General features: G+C 64.9%; 14 protein-coding genes and 2 pseudogenes. 10 read left to right on the top strand and 6 right to left on the bottom strand.

The window, feature by feature from the left end; all coding sequences use genetic code 11:
* Positions 1–369 precede the first annotated feature (369 nt).
* The 5 genes from iolC to ACE3QM_RS12325 all read right to left on the bottom strand — a co-directional run bounded on the left by iolC (position 370) and on the right by ACE3QM_RS12325 (position 5,965).
* On the bottom strand, positions 370–2,331 hold the full coding sequence (gene iolC, locus ACE3QM_RS12345) for a 5-dehydro-2-deoxygluconokinase (protein ID WP_374422234.1): 1,962 nt from the start codon (positions 2,329–2,331) through the stop codon (positions 370–372).
* 329 nt (positions 2,332–2,660) lie between these two features.
* Complete coding sequence (locus ACE3QM_RS12340) at positions 2,661–3,455, bottom strand: ATP-binding cassette domain-containing protein (RefSeq protein WP_231461293.1); 795 nt, start codon at positions 3,453–3,455, stop codon at positions 2,661–2,663.
* Complete coding sequence (locus ACE3QM_RS12335; protein WP_374422231.1) at positions 3,442–3,711, bottom strand: hypothetical protein; 270 nt, start codon at positions 3,709–3,711, stop codon at positions 3,442–3,444. The genes ACE3QM_RS12340 and ACE3QM_RS12335 overlap by 14 nt, the downstream gene beginning before the upstream one ends.
* A complete protein-coding gene (locus tag ACE3QM_RS12330) occupies positions 3,708–4,853 on the bottom strand; it encodes an ABC transporter permease (RefSeq protein WP_374422229.1) in 1,146 nt (381 codons plus the stop codon). The genes ACE3QM_RS12335 and ACE3QM_RS12330 overlap by 4 nt, the downstream gene beginning before the upstream one ends.
* Positions 4,854–4,921: 68 nt before the next feature.
* Entirely contained in the window at positions 4,922–5,965 is a 1,044-nt protein-coding gene (locus ACE3QM_RS12325; RefSeq protein WP_374422227.1) for a sugar ABC transporter substrate-binding protein, read from the bottom strand.
* A gap of 204 nt (positions 5,966–6,169) precedes the next feature.
* Between ACE3QM_RS12325 and ACE3QM_RS12320 the strand changes: the two genes are divergently transcribed.
* The 8 genes and pseudogenes from ACE3QM_RS12320 to dcuC (ACE3QM_RS12285) all read left to right on the top strand — a co-directional run bounded on the left by ACE3QM_RS12320 (position 6,170) and on the right by dcuC (ACE3QM_RS12285) (position 13,949).
* Positions 6,170–7,036, top strand: a complete 867-nt coding sequence (locus ACE3QM_RS12320; RefSeq protein WP_374422225.1) for a MurR/RpiR family transcriptional regulator — start codon at positions 6,170–6,172, stop codon at positions 7,034–7,036.
* Positions 7,029–8,024: an inositol 2-dehydrogenase gene (iolG, locus tag ACE3QM_RS12315; protein WP_374422223.1), complete on the top strand. Its 996-nt coding sequence runs from the start codon at positions 7,029–7,031 to the stop codon at positions 8,022–8,024. The genes ACE3QM_RS12320 and iolG overlap by 8 nt, the downstream gene beginning before the upstream one ends.
* A gap of 164 nt (positions 8,025–8,188) precedes the next feature.
* Complete coding sequence (locus tag ACE3QM_RS12310) at positions 8,189–9,205, top strand: Gfo/Idh/MocA family oxidoreductase (RefSeq protein WP_374422221.1); 1,017 nt, start codon at positions 8,189–8,191, stop codon at positions 9,203–9,205.
* A 422-nt stretch (positions 9,206–9,627) separates the two neighbouring features.
* Entirely contained in the window at positions 9,628–10,704 is a 1,077-nt protein-coding gene (gene glpQ, locus ACE3QM_RS12305) for a glycerophosphodiester phosphodiesterase (RefSeq protein ID WP_374422219.1), read from the top strand.
* A 307-nt stretch (positions 10,705–11,011) separates the two neighbouring features.
* Positions 11,012–11,707, top strand: a complete 696-nt coding sequence (locus tag ACE3QM_RS12300; protein ID WP_374422216.1) for a DUF5610 domain-containing protein — start codon at positions 11,012–11,014, stop codon at positions 11,705–11,707.
* A 245-nt stretch (positions 11,708–11,952) separates the two neighbouring features.
* On the top strand, positions 11,953–12,471 hold the full coding sequence (locus ACE3QM_RS12295) for a DUF5610 domain-containing protein (protein WP_231461302.1): 519 nt from the start codon (positions 11,953–11,955) through the stop codon (positions 12,469–12,471).
* 133 nt (positions 12,472–12,604) lie between these two features.
* A pseudogene (dcuC, locus tag ACE3QM_RS12290) lies at positions 12,605–13,453 on the top strand (C4-dicarboxylate transporter DcuC); the annotation flags it as partial.
* Positions 13,454–13,502: 49 nt separating this feature from the next.
* A complete protein-coding gene (gene dcuC / locus ACE3QM_RS12285) occupies positions 13,503–13,949 on the top strand; it encodes a C4-dicarboxylate transporter DcuC (protein ID WP_374422213.1) in 447 nt (148 codons plus the stop codon).
* 265 nt (positions 13,950–14,214) lie between these two features.
* Here the strand turns inward: dcuC (ACE3QM_RS12285) and ACE3QM_RS12280 are convergent, their stop codons facing one another.
* Positions 14,215–15,327 carry a M35 family metallo-endopeptidase gene (locus ACE3QM_RS12280; RefSeq protein WP_374422211.1) on the bottom strand — a complete coding sequence of 371 codons (1,113 nt, stop codon included), beginning with the start codon at positions 15,325–15,327 and terminating at the stop codon, positions 14,215–14,217.
* Between the two features lie 363 nt (positions 15,328–15,690).
* On the opposite strand from ACE3QM_RS12280, the gene queC reads away from it, so the two are divergent.
* Together queC and ACE3QM_RS12270 are read left to right on the top strand one after the other, a co-directional pair.
* Positions 15,691–16,389: a 7-cyano-7-deazaguanine synthase QueC gene (gene queC, locus ACE3QM_RS12275; RefSeq protein ID WP_374422209.1), complete on the top strand. Its 699-nt coding sequence runs from the start codon at positions 15,691–15,693 to the stop codon at positions 16,387–16,389.
* Positions 16,390–16,708: 319 nt separating this feature from the next.
* Positions 16,709–17,044, top strand: a pseudogene (locus ACE3QM_RS12270) (6-pyruvoyl tetrahydropterin synthase family protein); the annotation flags it as partial.

Below are 17,044 nucleotides of genomic sequence, written 5' to 3'. Positions count from 1 at the left end.
CGCGGCTTTTCTTGCCACGGAAGCTCACGAAAAGATTTTTAGCCACGGAAACACACGGAAGCACACCGACAATGCCAAAAACGATGACTGCATTTGTGTCACTTCCTGAGCTGCATGACAAAAATCGGGTCAAACACGGCGTTCTTCCGTGTGTTTCCGTGGCCCAAAACCCAAAACGCCAACCGCGAAACCCACGAAACAGCACGCAAGCCACGTTTGTATCTACGCTGTCTTTTTCCGTGTCCTTCCGTGTGTTTCCGTGGCCCAAAATCCAAAACGCCAACCACGAAACCCACGAACAGCACACAAGCCACGTTGGTATCTACGCTGTCTTTTTCCGTGTCCTTCCGTGTGTTTCCGTGGCAAGAATTAGTCGGCGTTTTTCCGTGGATGTTGTGACTCAAGCGCCAACGCTCGCTCCTCGCGCCACACCGCCACCAGCTCGGCGAAACGCGCGCCGGCCTCGGCCACCAGGCCGGCGTCGTCGATCTCGCCGGCCAGCCAGCGTTCCGCCGGCCGCTGGAACAGGCTGCGCCCCACCATGAAGCCGCGGCAGCTGCGGCTGGCGCGCGCGGCGGCGAAGCCCCGGCGCAGCGCGTCCAAGGGCGCGTTCAGCCCCAGCAGCACCACGCCGCGGCAATAGGGATCGCGCTCGGCGATCAGCGTGTCCAGCGCCGGCCATTGCGCGGCGGTGGGCGGCTCCAGCTTCCACCAGTCCGGGTGGACGCCCAGGTTGTACAGGCGCTTGAGCGCGCGGTAGACGGTGTCGTCGGCGCGCGGCAAATCCTTGGACGGGATGATTTCCAGCAGCAATTCGTGGCCGCTGGCCTGGGCGGCGTCGTAGAGCGCGCGGACCTGCGCCTCCTGTTCCAGCCGGTTGTCCAGCTCATCGTCCGGGTGGTACTGGACCAGGCATTTGATCACCTGCTCGCGCGGCCAGGCGTTCAAGGCGCCGGCCATCGCGCGGCCTTGCTCGAACACCAGCGGATTGGAGCCGGGCAGCTCCACCGGCCGGCCCACCCACCAGCCGCGGCCGGTGGCGGCGTACAGCGCGTCGGCGCCGTAGCGCTCGTCGATCAACACCCCCACCCGCCCGTGCAGACCCAGCCGCTGCTCGACGTCGGCCACCGCTTGCACCAGCAGTTGCTTCAAACGCGGCAGCCGCGCCTCGTCCGCGCCCGCCGCGCGCGCCAGTTCGAGGAACTGACTGCGGTGGTCGAAGGCGAACACGCACAATTCGTCCCAGCGCGGTCGCGCCGCGCTGACCCGGTGCAGCCGGCTCAAGGCCACGTCCTCGCCCGGCCGCCGCATCGGCGCGGCGAGAAAGCGCTCCAGCTCGGCCGGGGTCGGCATCGCCGGCGCGCAGCCGTGGCGCGACACCACCAGCGCGCCGCAGGCGTTGGCGCGGCGGCAGCATTCGGCGTAGTCGCCGCCGCGCAGCCAGGCGGACAGGAAGCCGGCCAGAAAGGCGTCGCCGGCGCCCAGCACATTCATCACCTCCACTGACGCGCCGGCCACGCTGAAGGCGTCCTCGATGCGCGCCGGCACCGCGTCGGGAATCACCGCGCAGCCCAGCGGCCCCAGCTTGACCACCAGCACCGCCCGGCTCAGCGCGCGCACTCGGGCCAAGGCCGGCATCAGCTCGGCCGCGCCGCCGGCGATCAGGAACTCCTCCTCGGTGCCGACGATGAGGTCGAACTCGGAGAGCAGCTTCTGCAAATGAGCGCTGACCTCCTCGCTGGCGATGTAGCGGGTTTCGCCGTCGCCACGGCTGGCCAGGCCCCACAGCACCGGCCGGTAGTCGATGTCCAGCACCGTGCGCGCGTCGTGGCGGCGCGCGTATTGCAGCGCGCGGCGGCTGGCCGCCTCCACCCCGGGCCGGGACAGATGGGTGCCGGTGATCAGCAAGGCCTGGCTGCCGGCGATGAAGTCCTCGTCGATGTCCTCGGCGCCTAGCGCCATGTCGGCGCAGTTTTCGCGGTAGAACAGCAGAGGAAAGGTGTCGCGGTCCTTGATGCCCAGCAGGGTCAGGGCGGTCAGCCGCTCCGGGTCCACCCTCACCTGGCTGACGTCGCAGCCTTCGGCGCTCAGGGTGTTGAGCAGGAAGCGTCCCATCTGCTCGTCGCCGACGCGGGACAGCATCGCCGATTTCAAACCCAGCCGGGCCGCGCCGAAGGCGATGTTGGCGGAGGAGCCGCCCAGGTATTTGGCGAAGCTGGCCGCGTCTTCCAGCGGCGCGCCCAACTGCTGCGCGTACAGATCCACCGCCAGCCGGCCCAGGCAGACCAGGTCGCGGTCGCGGCCGCTGGCGAAACGGGTGGTGTTTTGCATTCATCCTCCTTCGAAAGCTTGATTGGCCACGGAATACATAAAGAGACATCAGCAGGCATTTTTAGCCACGGAAACACACGGAAAGACACTGACAAACCCAATAAAACCTTGGTGGTTCTTTAACTTGGGGGTCGTAGTTGGCGCTATTCGTTTTCCGCTTTTTTCCGTGTGCTTCCGTGTATTTCCGTGGCTCAAAATCCAAAACGCCAACCACGAAACCCACGAGACAGCACGCAAGCCACGTTTGCATCCACGCTGTCTTTTTCCGTGTCCTTCCGTGTGTTTCCGTGACTAAAAATGGTTTCGTGGATTTCGTGGCGATACCGTTGTTAGATATGGACGCCGTCCAGCTCGGCCATCAGTTTCTGCATTTCCGCGCCGCCGGCCATCATGTCCAGCACCTCCTCCTTGCTGACCGCGTCCTTGGCGTAAGTGCCGAGCGAGCGGCCGCGGTTGAGCAGGGTGAAGCGGTCGCCTATCGGGTAGGCATGGTTGACGTTGTGGGTGATGAAGATCACCGAGATGCCCTTGTCGCGCGCCTTGGAAATCAGCTTGAGCACATTGACGCTCTGCTTGACGCCCAGCGCGGCGGTGGGCTCGTCCAGGATCAGCACCCGCGCTCCGAAGTAAATGGCGCGGGCGATGGCCAGGCATTGCTTCTCGCCGCCGGACAGGGTACCTATCGCCTGATGCGGGTCGCGGATGTGGATGCCCATTTCCGCCAGCTTGTCGCGCGCCACCTCGCCGGCCAGTTCCAGATCCAGCACCGGCAGCAGGCCCAGCCATTTCTTCATCGGCTCGCGGCCCAGGAAGAAATTGCGCGCCACCGACATCAGCGGCACCAGGGCCAGGTCCTGGTAAACGGTGGCGATGCCCTGGTCCAGCGCCTGGCGCGGCGAGTCGAAGCGCACCGGCTGTCCGTCCACCCGGTATTCACCGCCGCTGGGCCGGTGCACCCCGGCCAGGGTCTTGATCAGCGTGGACTTGCCGGCGCCGTTGTCGCCCAGCAGGCAATGCACCTCGCCGCGGCGCAGTTGCAGATCCACCTTCTGCAAGGCGATCACCGAACCGAAGGTCTTGCTGACCTGATCCAGCTCCAAGATGTAGTCGTCACACGGTTTCATCTTCGACTCCTTGCGGCCCGCGGCCAGGATTGTTCAGCGCAGCGGCCGCGGCAAGGCGCGCCGACGCGGGCAGTACATTGAGTACGGCAAGGAGGCGCAAGGCCGCCACATCGTTTTGCCGGCTCGACCTCGGTCCGTCACGATCGGAAAAATTCAGCGCAGCGGCTGCGGCAAGGCGCGCCGACGCGGACAGTACATTGAGTACGGCAAGGAGGCGCAACGCGGCCGCAGGGATTTTGCCGGTCGTGACCATCATTTGGCCTCCGTCACGCGGCGTCTGACATAGTGATTGAACAACACCGCCATCAGCAGCATCAGGCCGAGGAAGACGCGGAACCAGTCGGAATTGATATTGGTGTAGGTGATGCCGATCTGCACCACGCCGAAGATCAGCGCGCCAAAGCAGGCGCCCACCACCGAGCCATAGCCGCCGGTGAGCAGACAGCCGCCTATCACCGCGGCGATGATGGCCTCGAACTCCTTTTGCAGGCCGCGGTCGGCGGCGGCGGAGCCCACGTCGCACACTTGCAGCACCGCGAACAGGCAGGCGCAGAAGGCGGTGAACATGAACAGGCCTATCTTCACCTGCTTGACCGGCACCCCCACGTTCTTGGCGGCGTTGGCGTCGCCGCCGGCGGCGAAGATCCAGTTGCCGATCCGGGTGCGCGCCAGCACGAAGGCCGCGATCGCCGCCAGCGCCAGCCACCACAGCAGCACCTTGGGCACGCCGGCCGCCGCCGCGCCGCCGTCCGGCAAGGAGGCGATCGCCCCGATGCCGGCCAGCCAGTGGAACAGGCCGGCGCCGACATGGCCGACGAACAGCCATTGCGCCAGCGGGTCCGCCGCCGCCAGGTCGCCGACGCCGCTGACGATGGTGCGGTTGGCGAACAGAATGGACAGCGCCAGCGTCAGGCCGCGCAGGATGAACAGAAAAGCCAGGGTGACGATGAAAGACGGCAGCCGGGTCTTGAGCACCAGATAGCCGTTGAGCCAGCCCACCGCCAGCGAACCGGCGAAGGCGAACAGGATGGCCAGCCAGAACGGCCAGCCGAAGTACAGCGGCGGGATCGCTACCATCATGCCGGCGAAGCCTATCATCGAGCCCAGGCTCAGATCGAACTCGCCGGCTATCATCAGCAGACAGGCGCCGATGGCGATGATGCCGAGGTAGGCCGCCACCTGCGACCAGTTGACGATGCCGTCCACCGCGAACATGCCGGAACCGCCGGCGCCGACGCCGAACACCGCGAACACCAGCGCCGCACCGGCGACGGCGGCGAATTCCGGCCGTCCCATCAGCCGGTCGAACAGCGACAGCCGCCGCACTCTTTCATCATCGCCGGGCGGCGCCATGCGGATGCCCGCGGCCTTGCCCGGGCTGGCCTTGCTCATGCTCATTGCTCTGCTCCTTGCCCCGGGCGGCCGGTAATTCCGCGCCAGGCGTCAGGTCCATCGGAAAACGGCGGCTAGCGGAACTGCCCGGCGTACTTCTCCACCTTGGCGATATTGTCCTTGGTGACGAAGCCGGGGCCGGAGTTGATGTGGCGGCCCTTGTAGAGGGGGACCAGCCCGTACTCCCTCAGCCGGGCCTGGAATTTGGGATTGGCCTTGAGCGCCGCTTCCACCTTGGCCGGGTCCGTGGTCTTGTCGCGCTTCATGATGGCCAGCGCCGCCACCGGGATATAGCCCTGCAGATAGGGTTGCTGGTCGATGGCGAACTTGATGGTGCCGTCCTTGATCGCCTTGGAAATGTCCTCGGACAGGTCGAAGGTGGCGAAGTAGAGCTTGCCGGCCAGGCCCATCTTCTTCACCGCCTTGATCGCAGGGCTGGCCGAGGTCGGCCCCAGCGTCAGCAGCGCCTGGGTGCCGGGATTGTTGCGCAGATAGGCGCTGACCTTGCTTTCGATGCCGGTGGGGTCGTCGCCGGCGTCCAGCGTGGATTTGCGCACATCGGCGCCGATGGCGTCGGCGAAGCCCTTGCAGCGCTCGAAGGAGGCCGGATTGGTGGCGTAGTGGTTGACGCAGAGGAAGCTCTTGATGCCGGCGGCCTTGGCCTGCTTGCCGGAATCGAAGCCGGCGTCGTATTCCGGCTGGCCTACGTGCAGCAAGGCGCCCAGGCTTTCGCTTTGCTTGATGGTGCCGGAATTGATGGTGATCAGCGGAATCTTCTTGGCCACCACCTGGCCCAGCGGTCGCTTCAGCACATCGTAATCGGCGATGCTGGCGATCACGCCGTCGTACCGCCGTGCCGCCGCCTGCTCGATCAAACGCGCCATGTCGGCCAGGTCGCCATTGGGCGGATTGCGGTAATCCACCTGCACGTTGAAGTCCTCGCCGGCCTGCTTGATCGCGTTCTTGATGGTGTTCCACCAGGCGTCGGAATCCGGCGCGTGGCTGACCAGCACGAAACGGGCATCGGCCGCCAAGGCCGGCTGGGCCAGCGCGCAGAGCGCCAGCGCCGCCGCGGGCAGAGCCCGCCTCCACTTACACTTCCAGGATCGCTGCTGCATCTCTCTCCTCCTTCTTCTCCGCCGGCCCATCGTGGGGCCCGCCATGGTGTCGGCCGCGGCCGCTGTCGGCGCCGGGCGTGAAATCACCTTAAGAGCTTTCGCTCTATTCTGCAAATAATTTTCCAAATGTGTTTTTCAATAGAAATATATTTTCGAATATCGGCACAAAACGTATACTGGCCAAAACCTTAGGAGAGTCCGCCGATGGCCAACACCGCCCCCGCCGAGGAATTGATGCAGCGCATCGCCGCCGAATACGACACGCTGAGCAAGCAGCTGAAAGTGATTGCCGGCTATGTGGAGCAGCACCGAGGCACGCTGATGCTGCAGCGCATTACCGACATCGCCCAGGCTTGCGAGGTGCAGCCTTCGGCCATCGTCCGCTTCGCCCAGCGCTTCGGCTTCGCCGGCTTTTCCGAGATGCAGGCCGTGTTCCGTGACGCATTTACGCCACAGGGCGCGCCGCAGCCCAATTACCGCCAGCGCATCCAGAGCCTGATCGCCAACCGCGACGAGCAGCGCTCCGCCGCCGGCATGACCCGGGACTTCATCGCCGCCTGCCAGCAAGGTCTGCAAGAACTGGACGCCGCGCTGGACGAGGCGCAGCTGGAGGCGGCGGTGGAACTGCTGCTGAACGCCGACAACATCTACGTGACCGGGGTGCGGCGCATGTTTCCCATCGCCTCCTACATCGCCTACGCCTTGCAGCACACCGCCAAGAAAGTGCATCTGCTGTCCGGCCTGGGCGGCATGTTTCCGCAACAGATCCGCAGCATTGGAGAACAAGACGTGCTGATCGCCATCAGCTTCCAGCCCTACGGCAAGGAAAGCCGCTATTGCGCGAGGGTGGCGGCGCAGCACAAGGCCCGGCAATTGGTGATCACCGACAGCCAGCTCAGCCCGCTGGCGCGCGGGGCCGACGCGGTATTGACGGTCAGGGAAGGCTCGGCCTTCTCCTTCCGTTCGCTGACCAGCACCATCTGCCTGTGCCAGGCGCTGTTCATCGCGCTGGCCTGCCGACTGGAGCTGAACATAGAAGAAACCAAGGAAACTGGAGGATACGATGATTGACGCAGCGCTGTTCGGAGCCGGCCGCATCGGCAAGATCCACGCCGCCAACCTTGCCCGCCTGCCGGGCATGCGGCTCAAATACGTGGTGGACAGTCACGCGCCGGCGGCGCGGGAGCTGGCCGCCGCCCACGGCGCCGAGGCCTGCGCCGCGGAACAAGCGCTGGACGATCCCGCGGTGCGCGCCGTCATCATCGCCGCCAGCACCGACACCCACGCCGAACTGATCCTGGCCGCCGCCGCGCGCGGCAAGGCCATCTTCTGCGAAAAGCCGGTGGACCTTGAGCTGGAGCGCGCGCGCCAGTGCGCCCAGGCGGTGGCCGCGGCCGGCGTGCCCTGCCTGATCGGCTTCCAGCGCCGCTACGACCCCACCTTCGCCGCGCTCAAGGCCAGGCTGGCCGCCGGCGAGATCGGCGCGCCGGAAATGCTGATCGTCACCAGCCGCGACCCCGGCGCGCCGCCGCTGAACTATATCCGCCGCTCCGGCGGCATCTTCAAGGACATGCTGATCCACGACTTCGACATCTGCCGCTGGATTCTGGACGACGAAGTCCTCAGCGTGCACGCCAGCGCCAGCGCGCTGAGCGACCCGGCCATCGCCGCCGCCGGCGACGCCGACAGCGCGGCGGTGACGCTGCGCACCCGCCAGGGCCGGCTGTGCCAGATCAACACCAGCCGCCGCGCCGCCTACGGCTACGACCAGCGCTTCGAAGTGCTGGGCAGCCGCGGCATGCTGCAAGCCGGCAACCACCGCCCCACCGAGGTGATCGCCTATGGCGAGCGCGCCGTGGCCGCCGACCTGCCGGAGCCCTTCTTCCTGGAGCGCTACCGCCAGGCCTACTCCGCCGAGATGGCCCACTTCCTGGAGGTGATGCGCGACGGCGCCACGCCGCGCACCACGGTGGCAGACGGCGTGCGCGCGCTGGAACTGGCCGACGCCGCCACCCGTTCCTGGCGCTCGGGTCAGGTCGTCGAATTGGATCAGGTCTAAGAGCCTGCTCACAATCTCGCGAGCAAGAGCGAGACAAGGCGTTGCGGCTGAGAAAGCGGAATGTACTCGTGGTACATGAGCATTTCGAAGCGGCACTCACCGTGTCGCGTCTCACTAAGCGCAGCAGATCGTGAACAGGTTCTAACTCAACAGGGAGGCTTGTCATGTCTACATTAAACCTCGGCGTCGCCGGCCTAGGCCGGCTGGGCCGCCGCCACGCGCTCAATCTGCGCGAACGCATCATCGGCGCGCGCCTGATCGCCGTCTGCTCGCCGCTGCCGGAAGAACTGGACTGGGCGCGCCGGGAACTGCCCGATGCCGCCGGCCACGCCGCGCTGGAGGACCTGCTGGCCGAACCGGGGCTGGACGCGATCTTGCTGGCCACCCCCACCGCGCTGCACGCCGAGCAGATCATCGCCTGCCTGGACGCGGGCAAACACGTGTTCTGCGAAAAGCCGCTGGCGCTGAATCTGGAGGACTGCCTGCGAGTGGAGCGCGCCGCCGCCCGCCGCCCGGAGCTCAAGGCCATGGTGGGTTTCGTGCGCCGCTTCGACCCCAGCTATCAGGACGCCGCCGCCAAGCTGGCCCAGGGCCTGGTGGGCCAGCCTTATCTGCTGCGCTCACAAACCTGTGACCTCAACGACGACAGCGGCTTCTTCTTGCAATTCGCGCCCAGCAGCGGCGGCATTTTCATGGATTGCAGCATCCACGACATCGACCTGGCGCGCTGGCTGCTGGGCGCGCCGCGCCCGCTGCGGGTGTGGGCCAGCGGCGTCAACGCGGTGCACGGCGCGCTGGCGCAATACGGCGATGTGGACAACGGCATGGCGATGTGCGAGTTCGAGGGCGGCAAGCTGGCCTGCTTCTACGCCTCGCGCACCCAGGCGCACGGCCATGAAACGCTGACCGAGATCTTCGCCACCCAGGGCCGGCTGAGCGTGGGCGCCAACCCGCGCGCCAACCGGGTAGAGATCAGCGACCGCCACGGCGTGCGCAATGAATGCGTGACGGACTTCTACCAGCGCTTCGCCGAAGCCTTCACGCTGGAGCTGCAGCACTTCGTCGACGCCGCGCGCCTGGATCGGCCGCTGGCCTTGAGCCTGGCCGACGCCCGCGAAGCCACCCGCATCGGCCTGGCCATCGCGGAGGCCTTGAGGACCCGGCAGGCGGTGGAGTTGTAAGAACCTGTTCAATGTCTGCTGCGCTTCAGCGATACGGCGTTAAAAACTGCTTCGAAATGCTCATGTACCGCTTGTACATTCCGCTTTCTCAGCCGTTTTCGCCTTGTCTCGCTCTTGCTCGCGAGACTTTGAACAGGCTCGAAGAGCCTGTTCACGATCTGCCGCGAATCGGCGGGAGCAAGGAAGAAAGACGTGAAAACGGCTGGCCTCGCGGTTGCCGCAAGGGCGTGAACACCTTCAAAACTACCACGCCGGAGGGCTTGTCGTCGGCGCATCGATACCCTATCGTCCTACTCCTTTCAGCAAAAACAAAACCATGGCGATGCCGATGGACTGACCGGGTTTCATCACGCCGACATCCGTGCGCCCGATCATGGCGTCGCGCCAACGCCCGTTGCGAACTTATATACAAAGGAGAAGCCATGTCATTCGCTTGCAAACCCCTGCTCGCCGCCGTCACGCTGGCCATCGGCCTGGCCGCGTCCGCCCAGGCCGCCGACAAGATCGTCATCGCCCACCGCGGCGCCAGCGGCTACCTGCCGGAACACACGCTGCCGTCCAAGGCGCTGGCCTACGCCCAGGGCGCCGACTACCTGGAGCAGGACTTGGTGATGACCAAGGACGACCGGTTGATCGTGCTGCACGACCATTACCTGGACCGCGTCACCGACGTGGCCGAGCGCTTTCCCGAGCGCGCGCGCAAGGACGGACGCTATTACGCGATCGACTTCACCCTGGCCGAAATCAAATCGCTGCGCTTCACCGAAGGCTTCGACATCGACAAGGGCGTCAAGCGCCAGAGCTACCCCGGTCGTTTCCCGATGGGCAAGTCCGATTTCCGCATCCACACCTTTGAAGAGGAAATCGAATTCATCCAGGGCCTGAACCACTCCACCGGCCGCGATATCGGCCTGTACCCGGAGATCAAGGCGCCGTGGTTCCATCGTCAGGAAGGCAAGGACATCACGGTGAAGGCGCTGGAAGTGCTCAAGCGCTACGGCTACACCGGCAAGAACGACAAGGTTTATCTGCAGTGCTTCGACTTCAACGAGCTGAAGCGCATCAAGACCGAGCTGATGCCCAAGGCCGGCATGGACCTCAAGCTGGTGCAGCTGATCGCTTACACCGACTGGCAGGAAACCTTCGAACAGAACGCCGCCGGCCAGTGGGTGAACTACAGCTATGACTGGATGTTCCGTCCGGAAGGCATGAAGGAAATCGCCAAGTACGCCGACGGCATCGGCCCGCAATACCCGATGCTGGTAGACAAGGCCTCGACCCAAGGCAAGATCAAGCTCACCGGCATGGGCCGCGCCGCGCACGCCAACGGCCTGGTGATCCACCCCTACACCCTGCGCAAGGACGCGCTGCCGGCCTACGCCAAGAATATGGACCAACTACTGGACGCGGTATACAACCGCGCCCAGGTGGACGGCGCCTTCAGCGACTTCCCGGACCTGGCGGTCAACTTCCTGCGCCGCCAGAAACAGCACCGCTAAGCACGCGTTCCGAAGCCGGCAGCCGCCGGCTGTCAACACCGGAGCCGGGCCGGCTCAAAGCCAGCCTGGCTCTGCCTGCCGATTACACACGTCCACCGAAATAAGCCTCAAGTTTCCGCCGGCCCGGCCGAAAATATGGCCATACTGAGGTAAGGCAGCCCTCGGTTTCCTTGCGCCCACCGCGCAAGTCCCAATAAACACAATAGATTCAGACCAGGTCGACCAACACCAACAGCGCCTTGGGCATGAAAGCGTCGCGCCGCATCCGGCGGCCGATCTCAACGCCCTTTCCGCTAAGGAGCGCACTATGTCCGTCAATTCCGTGAACAACCCGTCCGTCGGCAGTCAGCTCAGCGCCAGCGTCCAGCAGAGCCAGACCAGCAGCAGCGCCAGCCAGAACGTCAGCAGCTCCGCCACCGCGCGCAATCAGCTGAACGCGCAGCTGGTGGCCAATCTGGACGTGTCCACCAACACCGACGGCAAATCGCTGTCCCTGCTCTACCGCACCGCCATCGACAGCATCAACCAGATCCTGGCCGACCAGCTGAACGGCGGCGCCGGCGCCCAGGCCGCCTCCGACGGCCAAAGCGCGCAGACGGCCCAGAACGCCCAAGGCGCGCAGCAGACGCCCAATATCCTGCAGCAGAAAATGAGCGAGGATAATTCGCCGGAGGGCACGTCCCAGCGCATCCTGTCCGGCGCGCTCAGCTTCTTCAGCACCTATGCCAAGCAACACCCGGAAATGAGCCAGGAAGAACAGGCCAAGAATTTCGTCGACATCGTGCGCGGCGGCTTTGAAAAAGGCTATGCCGAGGCGGTGAACGTGCTCAACGGCCTCAAGGTATTCAACGGCAGCATCGCCGACGAGGTCAAGAAGACCCGCGACCTGGTCAACAAGGGCTTCGACGACTTCGTCGCCAGCATGACGCCCAAGCCCCAGGGCAGCGACAGCGCCGCGACCGGCGCCTCCGCCAGCACGTCAACCAGTACCTCATCCAGCTAGTTCGATTTAAACTGAAAATAGTTTTAAATTTACAATCAAGTTTTCCCCGGACTGGCCGAAAAACAGGCATGGCCGGGGAAAACTCAGCACCCAGCATCACCGCAGGGCCGTTTCCCGCCGGATGCCGCTAGCCAGCCTAGCGGCAGTTTGCAAGATCCGCTGACAGCGAGCGCTCAAGGCGGCAGGCAGTCGAACGCATCGACCACCCGCGCCCCGCTCGAGCAGCGGCTCTTAAGGAGACCGCCATGCCCATCTCGCCCGTCAGCCTCACCTTGGCCGGCCACGCCGCTGGCCAGCAGCACGCTCATCCAGACAAGCACGACAAACATGGCCGCCAGCAATCGCCCGCCGCCCAGGCCGGCGGCGACGCCGACATCCGCTTCAATGCCCATAGGCAATTCCTGGAGCTGTTCCACCACGCGGTGATGGACCCGCTCAGCTGCGCGCTGGACCTGCCCTTGCTGGACAAGGACCCGCTGGCGCAGCTGGGCCAGGAATCAGGCCCGGCGGCCACCGCCGAGCGCATCGTCCGCGATTTTTACCGGCTCTACACGCTGTACCGCCAGCAGCACCCCAGCCAATCGCCGATGCAGCAGCGCTTCATCTTCCTGGCGGTGGCGCGGCAGAGCCTGGACTGCGGCTTCAACGAAGCCCACCAGATGCTGGAAACCCTGGGCCTGTTGCACCAGGCTTACCATGAGCTGGTCTCGGCCAAGGAACAGGTCGCCGTATCGCTGATCGCCTTCGGCCAGACCTCGGTTTAAACCCGCGCAGCAAGCGTCACCGCGACGCGGCGGCGGCGCTTTCCTTGTTTCACATCAAACTCAGTCCATATACGTATATTTGCAATTACATTTTTTAGTAAATTATTATTTTGTTATTTACGTAGAGCTGGACATGGAATTACTGATAGGAGCGCTCGTCACCTTGCTGGTGGGGCGGGCCATTTTCAAAGGCTACTCGGCCACCGGCGTGTTGATGCTGGGCGGCCTGGCGCTGCTGACCGCCACCGCCTTGCAAGGCTTGCCGGTGCTGCCCAAGAACATGGCCGCCACCGGCCACGCCGTCACCGACATCGCCGAGTTCGTCAAATCCCTGCTCAGCAGCCGCGCCGCGGACCTGGGCCTGATGGTGATGGCGCTGTGCGGCTTCGCCGGCTATATGACCCATATCGGCGCCAACGACATGGTGGTCAAGCTGGCCTCCAAACCGCTCAGCCGCATCAAATCGCCTTATGTGCTGATGGTGGCGGCTTACTTCGTCGCCTGCCTGCTGTCGCTGGCGGTATCTTCCGCCACCGGCCTGGGCGTGCTGCTGATGGCCACGCTATTCCCGCTGATGGTGAACATGGGCATCAGCCGCGGCGCGGCGGCGGCGATATGCGCGTCGCCGGCGGCGCTGATCCTGTCGCCCACCTCCGGCGACGTGGTGATCGCCGCCCAGGCCTCGGGCATGCCGCTGATAGACTTCGCCTTCAAGACCATGCTGCCGATCTCGCTGCTGGCCATCGTCGGCATCGGCTGCGCCCATTTCTTCTGGCAGCGCTACCTGGACCGCAAGGCGCAGCTGCCGCTGACGCGCCAGGACGCGCATGAAATCATCACCGACGCGCCGGCGCTGTACTGCCTGCTGCCGTTCACGCCCATTGCCGGCGTGCTGGTGTTCAACGGCAAACTGGCGCCGGAGCTGCACATCGTCACCGTGCTGATCCTGTGCATCGCGCTGGCCGCGGTAGTGGAATTCCTGCGCCACCGCCGCGCCGGTGTTCGCCGGCCTGGAAGTGGCTTACAAGGGCATGGGCGACGCTTTCAGCAGCGTGGTGATGCTGATCGTCGCCGCCGGGGTGTTCGCCCACGGCTTGTCGGCGCTGGGCTTCATCAGCCAACTGATCGGCCTGGCGCAGTCCTTCGGCTCCGGCGCCATGGTGCTGATGCTGGTGCTGGTGGCGATCACCACGCTGGCGGCGCTGACCACCGGCTCCGGCAACGCGCCGTTCTACGCCTTCGTTGAGCTGATCCCCAAGCTGGCGGCCGAATCCGGCATCAACCCGGCCTTCCTCGCCATTCCGATGCTGCAGGCGTCCAATCTGGGCCGCACCGTATCGCCGGTCTCCGGCGTGGTGGTGGCCTGCGCCGGCATGGGCGAGGTGTCGCCGTTCGAGATCGTCAAGCGCACCTCGGTGCCGGTGATCGTTGGCCTGGTGATCGTGGTGCTGGGCACGCTGGCGCTGGTGCCGGCCTGAGAACCAGTTCAATGTCTGCTGCGCGTCGGCGATACAGCGTTGAAAACAGCTTCGAAATGCTCATGTACCGTATGTACATTCCGCTTCCTTAGCCGTTTTCGCCTTGTCTCGCCCTAGCTCGCGAGACTTTGAACAGGCTCTGAGAACCCGTTTCCGATCTGCTGCGCTTCGGCGATAAGGCGCTTGAAGCGCCGCCAAACCCGGCTCCCGCCGAAGAGAAAACGGCCGCCCACAGGCGGCCGTTTCTCATTGCGCAAGGGCAAGCTTATTGCTGCGCCGGGGTGTTCTCGGCGAAGTATTCGTGGCTGTCCGCATTGTTCAAGGCCTGGGTCGGATTGGTTTTCGCCAGGTTCTTGGCGCCGGTCTGGCCGTAGACGTGATCGCTGGTCCCCGCCACCACGGTGAAGTGGGACAGCTCATGCACCAGGGTGCCGCCCTTGGAGTCGGTGCCGCTGGTCGGCGCGCTCCAGAACGCGCCGCACAGATAGATCTTGTACGGCTGCGACGGATAGACGTAGGCATAGGTGCCGCCCTGGGTGCAACCGCAATCGATGCTGATCGGCTTGGTGTCCAGCGCGTCCTTGATGCTGACGTAGTGCGACTTGGCGGTATTCCAGTTGGCCTGCGAATACTGGCCGAACCAAGTGGTGTAGCGCGGCGTGCCGGACGGCGCGCCGGACAGATAGCTGACCGAATCATTGGCCATGCCGATGGCCGCGCTGACGCCGCCATTGGTCTGGCTCTGCTGGTTCACCGAGCAATTGGCCGCGTAGCTGACGCTGGAAGCGGCGGCCTTGCGGCTGAGGATGGACCATTCGCGTTGCGCGTCCAGCGACTGTTTCAGCAGCTTGCTGCTGCGGCCGGCCACCGACACGCTGGCGGTATTCGAGCTCAGCACCTCGTCGGCGACAGCGGTAGCTTCCGCGCCGGAGGCGATCTTGGCGTTCAGCTGCGGCGCGGCGCGGTTCAGCACGCGGGAACTGGCAGCCTGGAAGCGCACGTCGAAGCGGCCGCTTTGCGACATGTCATAGTAGTCGGACACCTTGACCTTGACGCTCAGCGAAGCGCCCGGCGCCAGCGCCACGGTGTCCTTGATGGTGGGCGTCACCCGCTTGTAGCGCGGCCCCAGGTAGCTGACCGGCTTGCCGTCGCGGCTGACCTCGAAAATCTGTTCCTGTAAATCCTTGCCCGGCAGATACCACTTGTAGATATGCAAGGTCTCCTTGCCGGTATTGCGGTAATTCAGCACCACCTCGACATCCTGATCCGCCGCCACCGCGGCCTGCTGCTTGGCCACGCTCACCTGCAGATCATGCGCCTGGACCAGGCCGCTCCCCAGAGCCATCACGAACAACGGAATCGGCAACAGTTTCTTCATTGATTTTCTCCATGGCGGAAGCGGCAGCCTCACCGCCGCGGTCAAAGCCGCCAAACGGAAGGTTTTCAGCCGTTCCACTCCTTTGTCATCACGTGTTATTGAAATGGCCGCATACATATTTCGAATGCGAAAGTCATTAAATACATGACAAAGAGATGATTTCAATCAAGAAAAGCCAGCCCGCCGACAGAAAATCCGCGGCTGTCTGTTTTTTGGCACGCTTCATCAAATGGCTTGTTCTAGGTTAAAGTAATGGGTTGCCCTGCTTGGTGAGACCGATCCAGGCAGGCGACATGCCGGCAGGCCCGCGCCGCGCCCGGCTCCGCATCCCAACCTTCGACTGTTTATCGAATGGCGAACACCATGAACCAGACTCCTGAAAAGGCTCTGATCGTCCTCTCGGGCGGCCAGGATTCCACCACCTGCCTGTATTGGGCCCTGCGCACCTTCGGCCGCGGCAATGTCGAGGCCGTCACCTTCGACTACGGCCAGCGCCACCGCGTCGAACTGGACTGCGCGCGCAAGATCTCCGAACTGGCCGGCGTGCGCCAGACCGTATTGCCGATAGACACCTTCGCCGCCATCGGCGGCAACGCGCTGACCGACGCCGACATCGCGCCGGAAGACGGCGCCCGCGACGACGACGCGCTGCCCAACACCTTCGTGCCGGGGCGCAACCTGGTGTTCCTGACCTTTGCCGCCGCGCTGGCCTATACCCGCGGCGCGCGCCACCTGGTCACCGGCGTGGCCCAGACCGACTACTCCGGCTACCCCGATTGCCGCGAAAACACCCTCAAGGCGCTGGAAGTGGCGCTGCGCCTGGGCATGGACAGCCGGGTGGAGCTGCACGCGCCGCTGATGTATCTGTCCAAGGCGGAAACCGTGGCTTTGGCGCAACAAGTTGGCGCGATGGACGCTTTGGCCTGGAGTCACACCTGTTACAACGGACAGGTGCCGCCCTGCGGCCGCTGCGCGTCTTGCGAACTGCGCGCCAAGGGTTTCGCCGATGCCGGCGTGCCCGACCCGCTGATCGTCCGCTGCCAAACCCGCGCGGAGAGCTGACATGCATACCTCCAGCCTGATTTCCGGAGCCCGCTTCGAAGCCGCCCGGCAGGTGGCCGGCGCGCCCGACCGCACCGCGCGCCCGCACGGCCACAGCTTCCGCGTCATCGCCCGCGCCGACGCCCAATATCCCGGCCACGAGCGGCTGCAAGCGGCGCTGGACGCCGCCGTCGCGCCGCTGGACTACGCCGATCTGAACCGCCAACTGGCCCAGTGCGACGACTTGGCGCTGGCCGCCCATCTGCGCGCGGCGCTGCCCTGCCCGGCGGCGCTGAGCCTGCAAAGCTCCCCGCAGCGCGGCGTGACGCTGGACGGCGACATCGCCTTTAACTGGATACAGGTGCAGTTCGAAGCCGCCCATCAACTGCCTCATGTGCCGGCTGGCCACAAATGCGGCCGTCTGCACGGCCACGGTTTCGGCGTGCGCCTGGCCGCCGACGCCGAGCTCAGCGACCACGCGCGACTGGAAGCCGCCTGGCTGCCGCTGTTCGGCGAACTCAATCACCGTTACCTCAACGATATCGCCGGCCTGGACAACCCCACCAGCGAAGTGCTGGCGCAATGGCTATACCAGCGGCTGGCCGACACCCTGCCGGGCCTGGCCTGGGTAGAGGTGCGCGAAACCCATAGCGCCGGCAGCCAGTTCGACGGCCAA

Origin of the sequence: Chromobacterium sp., assembly GCF_041912965.1 — a bacterium.
In the GTDB taxonomy this organism is placed as follows: Bacteria; Pseudomonadota; Gammaproteobacteria; order Burkholderiales; family Chromobacteriaceae; genus Chromobacterium; species Chromobacterium aquaticum.
This window is presented reverse-complemented; position numbering and strand designations above follow the sequence as displayed.